The following is a 13,232-nucleotide window of genomic DNA, read 5'->3' as shown; positions in this document are numbered from 1 at the left end:
CTCTGATGGTGCCCGGGCATACCAGTCACGCGGGGGGCGCTTATGGCAACGCAGACCATCATCGGTGTGGTGGGAATCGTCATCCTGGCAGGCGGGTTAGTGGCTGTGGTCGCCATCTGGCGGTCGGGCTCCCCCTTCCCGGAGCTGACAGGTACCGGTGACACCCGACCACGAGGGCCGGACTGTTCGACCTGCGGCCACAGTGAGCACCGGGGCCGGTGCTCCGAGAGGGTTTCAGCCTCCGGGGACATCTACGACGGCGGCGGTGACTGGGTCGGCTACAGGGACGAGACCTACTGCAACTGCGATCAGTACCGCACCCAGGCCTGGCCGCCGTGCACCACCTGCGACCACCGTCGCGAGGAGCACTACATGCTCCTCAAGTGCAGGCACGTCAAGGGCTACCCCGGCGAGAGCGCCTGCCCTTGCGGCAACTACCGTGCCGAGCCCGGGCCGAAGCCGTCGTACTACGTGGAAGAGCTGAAGGCGGCGGGCCGCCGTTGTCCCTTTCCCGCCGACGAGCATGGCGTCCGCACGCACCGGTGCTTCACGTGCGCACTGCTGGACGGCCGGTGCCCATACGACCGATCGTGACGTCTCCACCGTGCCGTACCTGCCTTACGATCCCCCGCAGATATCAGGGAGGACCGCCAGGGATTCCTGGCCGCTCAGTTACCAGTCCTTTGCCGCGGCTGCTGGAGGAGGGCAGGGCGTGCGTACCGCCGCCAAAGGCTGTCGGACCGGGCTTGCCGGTCCGACAGCAACCGAGGTCAGGCCAGTGCGGCTCCGCCGTCGAGGGTGAGCACCGTGCCGGTCGCGTAGCCGTTGTCCAGGAGGTAGAGGTAGGCCGCCGCGGCCTCCTCGGGGCTGCCGACGCGCTGTACGGGAAGTCCGCTGCCCTGCGCTTGGAGGAAGGCCTCCGGGTCGGGCACCGTGCTGTCCCAGAGCTCGGTGCGGATCGCGCCGAGGCGGACCGCGTTGACCCGGAGCGGGGCGAGTTCCAAGGCCAGGGCTCGTGTCAGGCCCTCGACGGCTGCTGTGACGCTTGCGCCCAGCGAGGTTCCGGGGGCGGGCCGGGTGGCGAAGGCGCCGGAGGTGAAGGTGATCGAGCCGCCGGGACGGAGCCTGGGCGTCGCGTACTTCGCGGCGAGCAGGGCGCCCCAGAAGCGGCGCTCGAAGAACGCTCGGGACTCTTCGGCGGTGAGGTCGGCGAACGGCTTCAGCAGCAGGGACTCGCCCGCCGTGTAGACGAGGTGGTCGAACTCGCCGATCCGGTCGAAGAAGGCGGCGAGCGCGGCCTCGTCGGCGACGTCCAGCACGATGCCTTCGGCCCGGCCTCCGAGCTTCTTCACCGCCAGGTCGACCCGGTCCTGGCTGCTGGAGGCGACGACCACGTTCGAGCCCTGAACTGCTGCGGACTGCGCAACGGCGAATCCGATGCCGGAGGTACCACCTATGACGACGACCCGCTGGGTACTTGCTGTGTTGTTCATGGTGAGGACGCTACGTGTCGCGGTCGAGACAGTGGATGGCCTCAAGTCTTGATTCTTTGTCTGATCGTCTCGATCCCGGCACGCTAGGGTGAGCGCATGGACATACTCAGCGACACGCTCGCGGCCCTGCGCACCGGGCGTCCGTCCGTTGTCCGTACCGACGCGCAGGCGCCGTGGGGTGTGCGCTTCCAGCCCATCGCGGGAGCCGGATTTCACGTCGTCGTCGAAGGACGCTGTTTTCTCGTGCCGGTCGGCGGCGATCCGATAGCCCTGGGCCCCGGCGACGTCGTGTTCCTGCGGCGCGGCACCGATCACGCCATCTGCGACGCGGTCACCAGCGAGCTCGTCGCCTTCGAACCCGGCCGCGTGGACACCTCCTCGCCGATCGGGCGTTTCGCCGTCGAGGGCGACGGCGCTCGCACCGTGCTGGTGTGCGGGGCCTACCACCTCGACATCGACCGGCCGCATCCGCTGCTCGGCGACCTCCCGGTGGTCATCCACCTACCGGCCAGTCCCGGTCGCCATCCGGCGCTGCGCTCGGCGGTCGACCAGCTCTGCGCCGAGATCCACCAGCCCCAGCCGGGTTCGGACTCGGTGGTCACGGCGCTCGTCGATCTGCTGCTCCTCTACATTCTGCGGTCCTGGTACGCCGAGTTGCCCAGGGAGCAGACGCAGGGCTGGGCCTCGGCGCTGAACGATCCGTTGATCGCCCCGGCGCTGAAAGCGATCCACGACGACCCGGCGCATCCGTGGACCGTCGAATCGCTGGGGAGCCGGGCCGGGTTGTCGCGCGCGGCGTTCGCCCGGCGGTTCACCACGGTGGTCGGCGAACCGCCACTCGGCTACCTGACGACGTGGCGGATGGCCATCGCGGCGCGGATGCTGCGCGAGACGGCCGACTCGCTGAGCACCGTGGCCGAGAAGGCCGGCTACACCTCGGAATTCGCGTTCGCCAAGGCGTTCAAGCGGCACTTCGGCGCCCCGCCCGGGGCCTATCGGCGGTCCAGGGCGAGCTACTGACCTACTTGGCGCCGAGACCGGCGTCGGAGACCTCGGGCTTGCCCGCCGCCTTGAGCACCTTGTTCAGAAGCCGCAGGTCGTAGATGCCGCTCAGGTCGGGCTGCTCGATGAGCTTGGCCTTGACCGCGTGGGCGGCCTGCTCCTTCAGGGTCGCAGCCAGCGGGTCGTCGGTGACCGTGAAGCTGGGCCACGCCGGGTGGATGACCTCCGGGTCGAGAGGCTTACCGGTGTCCGCCGCGAGCTTGGCATTCGCGGAGGCCCTCGCCGCGTCCTGGTGGGAGCGGATCCACCTGTTCGTCTTCACCGTGCCGCGCAGAACGGCCTCGACCACGTCCGGGTGTTCCCTGAGGAACTTCTGCGACACGATGATGTTCGTGATCACGAACTTGTTCTCCGGCCAGAGGAAGCCCTCGTCGAGAAGGACCTCGCCGCCCTCGGAGACGAGCTTGGAGGCGGTGGGCTCCGGTACCCAGGCGCCGTCGATCGAGCCCTGTTTGAAGGCCACGGGGGTGACCTTGTTGTCGGTGCGGATGACGGAGACGTCACCCTTGCCGGACTCCGGGTCGACCTTCCATCCCTTTTCGGAGATCCAGTTGAGGAAGGCGACGTCCTGGGTGTTGCCCTTCTGGGGGGTGGCGATCTTCTTGCCCTTGAGGTCGTCCAGGGTCTTGATCTTCGCCGGGTTCACGACGAGCTTGACGCCGCCGGAGGCGGAGCCGGAGATGATCCGCAGGTTGGATCCCTTGGACTTCACGTAGGCGTTGATCGACGGCGAGGGGCCGATGAAGCCGATGTCGAGGGAGCCGCTGTTGAGGGCTTCGATCTCGGAGGGGCCGGCGTTGAAGGACTGCGGCTTGATCGTGGTGCCGTTCAACTCCTTCGCGATGAGGCCTTCCTGGAGACCGACCAGCGCTGTGGCGTGGGTCAGGTTCGGGAAGTAGCCGATGCGGACCTCGGAGGCCGATAGCTTCTTGTCGGCATCGGCGGCGAGGTTGGTCCTACCGTCCTCCTTCTTCGCCTCAACACGGGAGCCGCAGGCCGTGAGCAGAAGGGGAAGTGCGGCTGTTACGGCGATGGCTCGCAGGGTGATGTGCGGTCTTGCGGCAGACACGGAGGTGTCCCTTCACGGGGTGGGCGTTCGGGAAGGCAGGGAGACGGGCGGCGCGACGTCGTCGACACGCACGGCACACGCACCCACTCCCGGCCGCCGGTGGTGGAACGCCGTAACAGGCCGAGCGATGGGAAAGGTGCCGGGGATGTCGCGGAGCTGAGGTCGCGCCGCCGTACGTCGCACGCCGCGCGCGGAGGCGGCGCGGGGCGGTGAGGTCCGCCGAAGGGCTGCCCGGTCGATGGGGAGCGGGAAGGCGCGGCGCACAGCGGTGCACTGGGCGTGGAGCAAGGCCCTGCGGATGACGTCAGGCAGACAGACAGATGGCGCTGGACGTCCGGACCAGGTCGATGTACCGACGTGCCGTGAGAGCAGGCAGCGGAGGGCGCGCACGGTGCGGTGTTCGCACGGCCACCTCACAACTCCCCTGATTGCAGAACTTGTTGACAGGAATCTTGACAGGCGGGAGTCAGCCGCCCAAGGGGTTGCCCACATGATGGACGAGCACGTGCCGCGACGGGCCAACCGCCTTCCCGGACCCGCGGGCCGCCTTCGTCACTCGAAGGCGGCGGCAGCGTCCCGCAGCGCGCGGGCCACGAGCGCAGGGTCGTAGGGCGCTTCCCGGCCGGGGGCGTAGGTCACCGAGCGTAGGCCGCCGGTGTAGCGGAAGCTGCGGTGGCGTTCGTAGACCGGCCAGGAGACCGGGGACTTGCGGTCCACGCCCACGCTGATCCCCTGCAGCGGTGCCATGCCGATGAGTTGGTGCACGCTGGTCGACCGGCCGGTCTCCACACCGTCGAGCAGGATGCGGAACTCCCAGCGCAGGCCTTCCACCGCCTCGGCCGAGAGCGTGATCGTCCGGCGGCCCGCGGGCAGCGGGCCGGCGTCGGTCTCGTGCAGATCTCCGTACTCGTTGTAGGCGAACCGCAGCCGCCCGTCCTCCACGTACAGGCTGTACCCGCCGCCCTGGTCGCCGTGCGAGACCAGCACGCCCTGGTCCGGGGCGGCGTGTTCGTCGAGTTCGACGGTGATGTCGAAGGAGCGGAAGGAGATGAGCCGGGAGGAGCGGTAGCGCTCCAGCTCGGGCGTGCCCGGCAGCAGGGTGAGGGGCCGGTGGAAGCGTTCCTCGGCGGGGTTGCGCCGGGCTAGCGCGCCGCTGCCGTCGGCGAGGGGGAAGACGCCGTTGCGCCAGGCCGCCGACTCCCAGGCAGCCGCCAGCTCCTTCACCACCTCCGGGTGGTCCCGGGCGACGTCCAGGGTTTCGGTCGGGTCGCTGCGCAGGTCGTACAGCGCCCATTCGCCGTCGTCGTACGGTGTCCCGGGCCGGTGGAGGGTGACCAGCTTCCAGCCGTCGCGGTAGTAGCTGCGGTTGCCCGACATCTCGCAGTACTGCTCGGTGTGGGCGCTGGGGGCCCGCCCGTCGTGCAGCACGGGGGCGAAGCTGACGCCGTCCGGTTCCTGGGCGGGCCGCGAGTGCCACAGCTCAGGGCGCCGTACGCCCGTGAGTTCCAGGAGGGTGGGGGTGATGTCGGTGACGTACTGATACTGCTGCCGGACCCCGGAATCACCGTCGGCCCGGCGCAGGCCCTCGGGCCAGGAGATGACGAACGGCACCCGCACGCCGCCCGCGTAGGTCTGGCCCTTGTAGAGCCGGAAGGGGGTGTTGGAGGCCATGCCCCAGCCGCGCGGGTAGTGCACGAGGCTCTGCGGGCCGCCGATGAGGTCGGTGTCCCGGCCCACGTCCTGGTTCCAGTCGTCGGGGACGGGCTGGTGGACGAAGCGACTGAAGTAGCTGCGCGTGCCCTCGGCGCCGCCTTCTCCGGTTCCGCCGTTGTCGGAGGTGAAGACGATGATGGTGTTGTCGAGTTCGCCGAGGGCGCGCAGGGTTTCGGTGAGTCGCCCGAGGTTCTGGTCGATGCTGTCGACCATCGCCGCGTACACCTCCATGTAGCGTGCGTAGCGATGCTGTTGATCGGGCGTCAGCTCGTCCCAGGGGCCTACGTCGAAGCCGCCCTCGGAGTTGCGGTCCGGCAGGGCGGTCCCCTCGGGGAAGAGGCCGTCGGTGATCTGGCGGGCGAAGCGGGTCCGGCGGAGCGCATCCCAGCCGCCGTCGTAGCGCCCGCGCTGACGTGCGATGTCCGCGGGCTTGGCCTGGAGGGGGCCGTGGACGGCGTTGTGCGCCACATAGAGGAAGAACGGCTTGTCGGGGTCGTGTGCGCGGAGCGACTTCACCATCGAGATGGCCTGGTCGGTGATGTCGTCGGTGTAGTAGTAGCCGTCGGGCAGCTCGTCGATGTCCAGCGGGCTGTTGTCACGGACCAGTTGGTGCGGGTGGAAGAGGCTGGTCAGGCCCTCCAGTACGCCGTAGTACTGGTCGAAGCCCTTCTGCAGGGGCCAGTTGCGCCGGTCGTCGGCGGCGTTGGAGGCCGAGTCGCGGGTCAGGTGCCACTTGCCGACGGCGTAGGTGGCGTAGCCCGCGTCGTGCAGGAGCTCGGCCAGGGTGGGGACGTCCTCGCCGACCTCCATGCCGTATCCGGGGAAACCGGGGTCGAAGTTGGCGACCGTCGAGGACCCGACGCGGTGCGGGTTGAGACCCGTGAGCAGTGCGGCGCGGGCGGGGGAACACAGCGGCATGGTGTGGTAGTTGGCCAGGCGAAGGCCACCCTCGGCCAGTCCGTCGAGTACGGGGGTGGGGACCTCCGAGCCGAAGGGGCCGATGTCGCTGTAGCCCATGTCGTCGACGAGTACCACGACGACGTTCGGGGAACGGCCGCCCGCGGGCCGGCGCGGCGGCGGCCAGGACGGCGCGGACTCGGCGAAGGTACGGCCGACCCGTCCGGCGAACCCTTCGTAGGGATCGCGGCGGTTCGGGGTGGCGGGGGGCGCGGGGGTGGGCGGGCTGGTCACGGGTGGAGCTCCTTCGATGCGGAGGGCGGGGGGAAGGGCAGCGACCAGGGCGCGGATGCGGGGCTGTGCGGTACGGGTGCAGCCTTCGTAGGCGGGACCTGTCTCGACGACCCGTCCGCGGTGCATCACTGCGATGTGCGGAAGTCATGCGAGGCCGGCCGGCTCAGGCGCACGGCGTACGGCGCAAGAGCGGGTGGGGCAGGAGCGGGTAGGGCTGGGGGAGCGGCTTCGCCCTGGTCCGGTCGGGAGTGCCGAGCGCGGGACGAGGGCCTGGCAGCCGCGTCACACCGGGAGGCCCCGTCGGCCGGGACCGTGCTGGGGGCCGTGTCCGGGGCTCTGTCCTGGGTCAGGCAGACATCGAAATCAGCGAGGACAGCCCGGCGACGGCACGGCACAGATCGCACTGGCCTGTCGACAAAGGTCGACATGCCTGCGGGAAAAGAGCGGTGCGGTCGGGGTCATGCGCGCAGATTGTCAGACACCCGATGGTTGGTCAAACGCCATTGTTCGTAGCGGATCGCCGCACGTCCCGTGCGTCGGCCACGTGGCCCACGAAGATCGTGAACGGGCCGCCGACACGGCCGCGAGCACGGATACGGGCACGGATACGGGCACGGTGGCGGTCTCGATCGCGGGCGGGTCCGGGCCCCAGGTGCACGTGCCATGCTGCCGCCACGCTGTGGCAACAACAGGAGGCGAGAATCGGCCCGGGGCCAGGGGGGCCGCACCCCCGCACCCCGCCCTTCCACCCCTGGAGCATTCCGTGACGCTACTGACGACCTGGCCGGAGAGCGGCCCCGGGACCGTTGTCCGCCGTACCTCGGAGCCCGCCGAGATCGCCGCCGCACTGGCACCCCTCGGGGTCCGCTACGAGCAGTGGCCGGTGCGCGACGACGTTCCGGCGGACGCCGACGGTGAAGCCGTCCTCACCGCCTACCGGGCCGAGATGGACCGGCTGACCCTGGAGGAGGGCTTCGCCACCGTCGACGTGGTCGCCCTGCACCCCGACGACGACCCCGGATTCGCCGAGAGGGCGAAGGCCGCGCGGGAGAAGTTCCTCGAGGAGCACACGCACGATGACGACGACGAGGTGCGCTTCTTCGTCGCGGGTTCCGGCATCTTCTACCTGCACGTGGGCGGCGAGGTCCACGCCGTGCTGTGCGAGCGCGGCGACCTCCTCGGCGTGCCGAAGGGCACCACGCACTGGTTCGACATGGGCACCCGGCCGGCCTTCACCGCGATCCGCTTCTTCCACGAGGAGGACGGCTGGATCGGCACCTTCACCGGCAGCGGGATCGCACGGCGCTTCCCCGACTTCGACACGATCACGGCGCAGGACGCGGCGTGAGCCAGGCCGTGGACGCCGTGGTCCTGGACATCGAGGGCACCACGAGCGCCACCGGTTTCGTCGTCGAGGTCCTCTACCCGTACGCCCGCGAGCGGTTCGGCGCGCTGATCGCCGAGCGGTCCGAGGAGCCGGAGGTGGCCCGCGCCCTCTCCCAGGTACGGACGGAGCTGGGCGAGCCGGAGGCGGGCCCGGCACGGATCGAGCAGGCGCTGAACGCCTGGCTCGACGAGGACCGGAAGCTGACACCGCTGAAAACCCTTCAAGGCGTGCTGTGGGCCGAGGGGTTCGCGCGAGGTGAGCTCGTCTCGCACTTCTACGCGGACGTGGTGCCCGCGCTGAGACGCTGGCACGCGGCGGGCACACGGCTCTACGTGTACTCGTCCGGATCGGTCACGGCGCAGCGGGCGTGGTTCGGGCACAGCCCCGAGGGAGATCTGCGGGGCCTCGTGAGCGGCTGGTACGACACGCAGAACGCGGGCCCCAAGCAACAGGCCGCGTCCTACCGCACGATCGCGGCGGACACCGGGATCCTCCCGGACCGGCTGCTGTTCCTCTCCGACCGACCGGGCGAACTGGACGCCGCCCGGGTGGCGGGATGGCGGGCCGTGGGCGTGCGGCGGCCCGGGGAGCCGTACTACGAGCAGGGTCTGCGGGGCCATGCGCAGGCCCGGACCTTCGAAGACATCGACGCGGTGGGGGAGCGGGGCGTGACGACGGTGACGGACCTGGAGCAGGCGGGGGCGGTACTGGCCGCGGAGGCGGCGCGCTTCGCCTCCTTCGGCTGGATGCGCGGCACGTCCGGCAACCTCTCGGTGCTCCTCTCCCGCGACCCGTTCCGGCTGGCCGTCACGGCGAGCGGTCACGACAAGGGGGAACTCGCCCACGGAGACGTGGTGTTGGTGGACGAACGGGGCGTCGCGGTGAGAGGCGGCAAACCGTCCGCCGAAGCGGAGCTGCACGCGCGCGTGGCCCGCCTGACGGGTGCGAACGCGGTCGTACACGTGCACACGGTCGCCTCCGTCCTCATGGGGCGCAAGCAGCCGGGCGGCATCGTGCTGAAGGATCTGGAGATGCTCAAGGGCGTCGGCCATCCGGCGGAGGGGGAGGAGATCACCCTGCCCGTGATCGCCAACAGCCAGGACATGCGGGTGCTCGGGGACCGGCTGGAGGCCGCCCGCGACCCGCGGATGCCGGCCGTGGTCGTGGCGGGGCACGGGCTGTACGCGTGGGGCGACTCGCCCCGCCAGGCACGCCACCACACCGAGATCGTGGAATGGCTCCTGGAACTGGAGCTGGCGACGGGCTGATACGTCACGTCGCCGGATGCGCCGCATCACCCGCCGCCCCGAGGGCGCTCCCCGTTCGGGGAGCGCCCTCGGGGGCGTGCCGCCTCAGGCCAGGTGGTCCGAGGGGAGCTCGCCCGCGGACACCTCCAGGACGCCGCGCTCGGTGACCAGCGCCGTCACCAGACTGCCCGGGGTCACGTCGAAGGCAGGGTTGTGGCCGCGGGAGCCGGCCGGTGCGGTGCGGACGCCTCCCCATTCCAACACCTCCTCCTCACCGCGGAGTTCTATGGTGATCTCCTCGCCGCTCAACGTCGCCAGGTCCACCGTCGTGGTGGGCGCCGCGACGACGAACGGGATGCCCGCGTGCGCGCACGCCAGGGCGATGCCGACCGTGCCGACCTTGTTCGCGGTGTCGCCGTTCGCGGCGATCCGGTCCGCGCCCACCACCGCGAAGTCCACCTCTCCCCGCAGGATGGTCCCCGCTGCCGCGCCGTCGGCCTGGACGTAGTGCGCTATGCCCTCCTCGGCCAGCTCCCAGGCGGTCAGCCGGGCTCCCTGCAGGAGCGGCCGGGTCTCGTCGGCGTACACCGTCTCGAGCAGCCCACGGGCGTGCAGTTCACGGATGACGCCGAGCGCGGTGCCCCAGCCGGCCGTGGCGAGCGCCCCGGTGTTGCAGTGCGTCAGGACGCGCAGGGGACGGTCCTCGTCGAGCCGCTTCAGCAGCCAGTCCGCGCCGTGCGAGCCCAGGGCGTGATTGGCTTCCACGTCCTCTTGCTGCAGGGCGGCGGCCTCGGCCAGGACGGCCGGCACGCCCTCGTCCAGCCTCGCCAGCACCCGGTCCACGGACACGGCCAGGTTGACCGCGGTCGGCCGGGCCGCCCGGATCCGGGCGACCTCCTCGCCTATCCGCGTACGGTCCCAGCCCTCGCGCTCGCCCTGCAACAGCGCGATGGCCACCCCGTACGCCCCGGCCGCGCCGATCGCCGGGGCCCCGCGCACCACGAGGCGCCGGATCGCGTCCACCAGAGCGTCCACGTCGGTGACGCGCAGCACCTCCTTGCGGTGCGGCAGGACGGTCTGGTCGATCAGGGCGAGACCGTCTCCGGCCCACTCGACGGCACGCAGTTCCCTGGTCATGACAGTGCACTCCAAAGGCTCGAGGGAGGAAGGGGGGAGGGGTGCGCGTCACCGTACAGGAGCTGTGGGAACCAGAGTTCGAGACGGAGGACCGGTCATGAGCACCCCGGTGCTACTCTCCTGGCCTCAACGATCTGTTGCACGGTAGTCCGAGGGGAGAGCGCACATGCTGTTGACGCTGCGGCGCTACCTCGACTACGGCCGGTGCGCCAGCGACGCCTGTCGCGGCTGAGCGCTCCTCCGCCTGCCACCTGACGAGCTCCTTTCCGAACTCGTCTGATTTCACGCCGATTTCACAGATCTCGTGCGCCGTTCACATACGAGCGGCCGCCTCCCTCGTGCACCCCGTGCCCGTCTGTCCGTGCACCCGTGCGCCCCCGAACCGTCCTGGAAGGTCGCCTCCATGTCCCGGAGATCCCGTACCCATGCCCTTCGACTCGCCGCCACCGTGACGGGAGGGATCCTGCTCGCCACCGGCTGCAACGCCGCCGCGGCGAAGAAGGAGGAGGGCGGCAAGAGTGCCGGCCCGCAGTTCACGCTCGTCACCCCGGACGCGGTGGGACAGAACGAGTTCCTGAGGCTCTCCGTGGACGGCGTGAAGGCGGCGGCCACAGCACGCTCGGGCAGTTCCAAGGTCTACGAGTCCACCGACGTGGCCTCCCGGCAGCAGAACGTCCAGGCCGCCGTGGACGCAAAGCCGAAGGTGATCGTCCTGGTCGGCTTCGAGTTCGCCGACCTGGTCGCCCAGCAGGCCGAGGCCCATCCGGACCAGCAGTTCCTGGTGATCGATGCCTGCACCAAGCAGGCCTACCCCAACGTGAGTTGCGCCGTGTTCCGGGAGCACGAAGGAGTCTTCCTGGCCGGAGCCGAGGCCGGGCTGCTCACCAAGAGAGGCAAGGTCGGGGCCGTGGACGTGCTCGACACGCCCCAATTCCGGCGCTACAGCGAACCGTTCGCTGCCGGGGCCAAGGCGACCGCGCCCGCGAGCGAGGCGACCACCCGCTTCGTCGGCGGCCAGTCCCCCTTCAACGACTCGGCCCGCGCCAAGGAACAGGCCGGCTCGCTGATCGCCGCCGGCACCGACCAGTTGATGGCCGCCGCGGCCGCGGGCAACTACGGAGTCTTCGAGGCGGCCAAGGCCAAGGGAGTCTTCGCGTACGGCGTGGACGTCAACCAGTGCGTCACGGCGCCCGGCACCGTCGTCGACAACGTGATCAAGAAGACCGACGTCGCCGTGGAGAAGGGCATCGAGCAGGTGCTCGGCGGCAAGGGCGGCCAGACCATCTCGTACGGACTCAAGGAGGGCGGGATCAGCCTGACCGGCCTGGAGCAGGGCGTCGCCGAGTCCCAGTGCGTCATCGCCCAGCACCCCCCGGTCCTCGACCAGGTGAAGCGGCTGCGTGACCAGATCGTCTCCGGAGAGCTGAAGGTCGATGACCCCGCAGCCAAGTAGCCCCGCCGAGACGGTCGTCGCACTCACGGGAATCACCAAGCGATTCAGCGGAACGCTCGCGAACGACGCGGTCGACCTCCGGGTGGGGCGCGGCGAGATCCATGCCCTGATGGGGGAGAACGGCGCCGGAAAGTCCACCCTGATGTCGATCCTGTACGGGATGCTGCGACCGGACGCCGGCACGATCCGCGTCCACGGCCGCGAGGTGAACTTCTCCGATCCGGCCGACGCGATCGCCGCCGGGCTCGGCATGGTCCACCAGGGTTTCCGGCTCTTCGACTCGCTCACCGTCGCCGAGAACGTCGTCTTCCGGACCGAGCCGCGCCGGTTCGGCCTCCTCGACCGTGCGGCCACGCGCCGCCGGGTCCGCGAACTCGCCGAGGAGCACGGGCTGCCGGTCGACCCCGACGCCCGGGTCGGCGCTCTGCCCGTCGGCGTGCGGCAGCGGGTGGAGATCCTCAAGCTGCTGCACCGCGGGGCCCGCGTCCTGATCCTCGACGAGCCGACGGCCGTCCTCACGCCCGACGAGGCCGGAAAGTTGTTCGCCGTCCTCAAGTCCCTTGCGATGCAGGGGCATTCGGTGATCCTCGTCACCCACAAGCTGAACGAGGTGCTTTCGGTGAGCGACAACGTCACGGTGCTGCGCGACGGGCGGGTCACGGCCCGGCTGCGTACCGCCGACACCACGGCGGCCGAGATCGCCGAGGCGATGACCGGCCGCCGGGTGGAGCTGGACCGGATCCACCCGCCGGGGACCCCCGGAGAGGTGGTGTTGTCCGTCTCCGGCGTGCGCGGTGTGGACCTCACCGTCCGGGCCGGGGAGATCGTCGGCATCGCAGGCGTCGCGGGCAACGGGCAGAGCGAGCTGATCGAAGCGCTGGCCGGGCTGCGCCCCGTGACCGCCGGCCGCGTCGAGCTGGCCGGGCGCGACATCACCCACGAGTCACCGGCCGGACGCCGGACGGCGGGCCTCGCCTACGTACCGGAGGACCGTGCGGCGGTGGGCACCGCGCCCGCCGCCTCCGTCGCGGAGAACCTGGCGATGGGGCACCACCGGAAGTCGCTCGCCACCAGGCACGGACTGCTGCGTCCCGCGGCCCTGCGCGCCCATGCCCGGTCACTGATCGAACGCTTCGGCATCAAGGCGCCCTCACCCGGGACCCCGGCGGGCGCCCTGTCCGGCGGCAACCTCCAGAAGCTGCTCGTCGGCCGTGAACTCGCCTATGAGGCACCACTGTTGCTGGTGGAACAGCCCACGCGCGGCGTGGACATCGGTGCGATCCAGCAGATCCACGAACGGCTCGTCGCCTACCGGGACGCGGGTCACGCGGTGCTCCTGGTGTCGGCCGAACTCAGCGAGATCCGCGGCCTGTCGGACCGGATCCTGGTGATGTACGAGGGCCGGATCTCGGCCTCCTACACCCGGGACGAAGCGGACGAACACACCCTGGGCCTGGCACTGGCCGGAGCGGAGGCCTGA

The 13,232-nt window shown here is 70.5% G+C and carries 12 protein-coding genes and 1 pseudogene; 7 read left to right on the top strand and 6 right to left on the bottom strand.

Translation table 11 applies throughout. The features are described 5' to 3' along the window. Positions 1–66: 66 nt before the first annotated feature. On the top strand, positions 67–594 hold the full coding sequence (locus ACODT5_RS07265; protein ID WP_422518353.1) for a hypothetical protein: 528 nt from the start codon (positions 67–69) through the stop codon (positions 592–594). Between the two features lie 176 nt (positions 595–770). Here ACODT5_RS07265 and ACODT5_RS07260 read toward each other — a convergent pair whose 3' ends face one another. Further along, positions 771–1,493, bottom strand: a complete 723-nt coding sequence (locus ACODT5_RS07260) for an SDR family oxidoreductase (protein WP_422518352.1) — start codon at positions 1,491–1,493, stop codon at positions 771–773. Between the two features lie 96 nt (positions 1,494–1,589). Here ACODT5_RS07260 and ACODT5_RS07255 point away from each other — a divergent pair, with 96 nt between their 5' ends. Next, positions 1,590–2,513, top strand: a complete 924-nt coding sequence (locus ACODT5_RS07255; RefSeq protein ID WP_422518351.1) for an AraC family transcriptional regulator — start codon at positions 1,590–1,592, stop codon at positions 2,511–2,513. 1 nt (position 2,514) lies between these two features. Here the strand turns inward: ACODT5_RS07255 and ACODT5_RS07250 are convergent, their stop codons facing one another. The 4 genes from ACODT5_RS07250 to ACODT5_RS07235 all read right to left on the bottom strand — a co-directional run bounded on the left by ACODT5_RS07250 (position 2,515) and on the right by ACODT5_RS07235 (position 6,990). Next, the gene (locus tag ACODT5_RS07250) at positions 2,515–3,624 is read right to left on the bottom strand and encodes an ABC transporter substrate-binding protein (protein ID WP_422518350.1); all 1,110 of its coding nucleotides are present in this window, start codon (positions 3,622–3,624) and stop codon (positions 2,515–2,517) included. Between the two features lie 304 nt (positions 3,625–3,928). Then, a complete protein-coding gene (locus ACODT5_RS07245; RefSeq protein WP_422519581.1) occupies positions 3,929–4,030 on the bottom strand; it encodes a putative leader peptide in 102 nt (33 codons plus the stop codon). A 146-nt stretch (positions 4,031–4,176) separates the two neighbouring features. Beyond that, positions 4,177–6,528, bottom strand: coding sequence for an arylsulfatase (locus tag ACODT5_RS07240; protein WP_422518349.1), 2,352 nt, complete (start codon positions 6,526–6,528; stop codon positions 4,177–4,179). Between the two features lie 363 nt (positions 6,529–6,891). Then, the gene (locus tag ACODT5_RS07235) at positions 6,892–6,990 is read right to left on the bottom strand and encodes a putative leader peptide (protein ID WP_422518348.1); all 99 of its coding nucleotides are present in this window, start codon (positions 6,988–6,990) and stop codon (positions 6,892–6,894) included. Positions 6,991–7,291: 301 nt separating this feature from the next. Here ACODT5_RS07235 and ACODT5_RS07230 point away from each other — a divergent pair, with 301 nt between their 5' ends. The 3 genes and pseudogenes from ACODT5_RS07230 (at position 7,292) to mtnB (ending at position 9,183) form a co-directional block, all read left to right on the top strand. Beyond that, positions 7,292–7,876, top strand: a complete 585-nt coding sequence (locus ACODT5_RS07230; RefSeq protein WP_422518347.1) for a 1,2-dihydroxy-3-keto-5-methylthiopentene dioxygenase — start codon at positions 7,292–7,294, stop codon at positions 7,874–7,876. Then, positions 7,873–8,580, top strand: a pseudogene (mtnC, locus tag ACODT5_RS07225) (acireductone synthase); the annotation flags it as partial. The gene ACODT5_RS07230 and the pseudogene mtnC, both read left to right, overlap by 4 nt. A 3-nt stretch (positions 8,581–8,583) precedes the next feature. Beyond that, entirely contained in the window at positions 8,584–9,183 is a 600-nt protein-coding gene (gene mtnB / locus ACODT5_RS07220) for a methylthioribulose 1-phosphate dehydratase (protein ID WP_422519580.1), read from the top strand. Between the two features lie 84 nt (positions 9,184–9,267). Here mtnB and mtnA read toward each other — a convergent pair whose 3' ends face one another. Next, complete coding sequence (gene mtnA / locus ACODT5_RS07215; RefSeq protein WP_422518346.1) at positions 9,268–10,299, bottom strand: S-methyl-5-thioribose-1-phosphate isomerase; 1,032 nt, start codon at positions 10,297–10,299, stop codon at positions 9,268–9,270. A gap of 403 nt (positions 10,300–10,702) precedes the next feature. Here mtnA and ACODT5_RS07210 point away from each other — a divergent pair, with 403 nt between their 5' ends. Both ACODT5_RS07210 and ACODT5_RS07205 read left to right on the top strand, forming a co-directional pair. Continuing rightward, positions 10,703–11,752, top strand: coding sequence for a BMP family ABC transporter substrate-binding protein (locus ACODT5_RS07210; protein ID WP_422518345.1), 1,050 nt, complete (start codon positions 10,703–10,705; stop codon positions 11,750–11,752). Next, positions 11,733–13,232 carry an ABC transporter ATP-binding protein gene (locus ACODT5_RS07205; RefSeq protein WP_422518344.1) on the top strand — a complete coding sequence of 500 codons (1,500 nt, stop codon included), beginning with the start codon at positions 11,733–11,735 and terminating at the stop codon, positions 13,230–13,232. The genes ACODT5_RS07210 and ACODT5_RS07205 overlap by 20 nt, the downstream gene beginning before the upstream one ends.

This window comes from Streptomyces tatrensis (assembly GCF_049310065.1).
GTDB lineage: Bacteria > Actinomycetota > Actinomycetes > Streptomycetales > Streptomycetaceae > Streptomyces.
Note: the sequence above shows the minus strand (reverse complement) of the source record. Positions and strands in the feature narration are given on the sequence as shown.

Coding starts and splice junctions, on each gene's coding strand:
- ACODT5_RS07260 (WP_422518352.1), bottom strand. CDS start 1,493: ATGAACAACACAGCAAGTACCCAGCGGGTCGTCGTCATAGGTGGTACC.
- ACODT5_RS07255 (WP_422518351.1), top strand. CDS start 1,590: ATGGACATACTCAGCGACACGCTCGCGGCCCTGCGCACCGGGCGTCCG.
- ACODT5_RS07235 (WP_422518348.1), bottom strand. CDS start 6,990: ATGACCCCGACCGCACCGCTCTTTTCCCGCAGGCATGTCGACCTTTGT.
- mtnA (WP_422518346.1), bottom strand. CDS start 10,299: ATGACCAGGGAACTGCGTGCCGTCGAGTGGGCCGGAGACGGTCTCGCC.
- ACODT5_RS07210 (WP_422518345.1), top strand. CDS start 10,703: ATGTCCCGGAGATCCCGTACCCATGCCCTTCGACTCGCCGCCACCGTG.
- ACODT5_RS07205 (WP_422518344.1), top strand. CDS start 11,733: ATGACCCCGCAGCCAAGTAGCCCCGCCGAGACGGTCGTCGCACTCACG.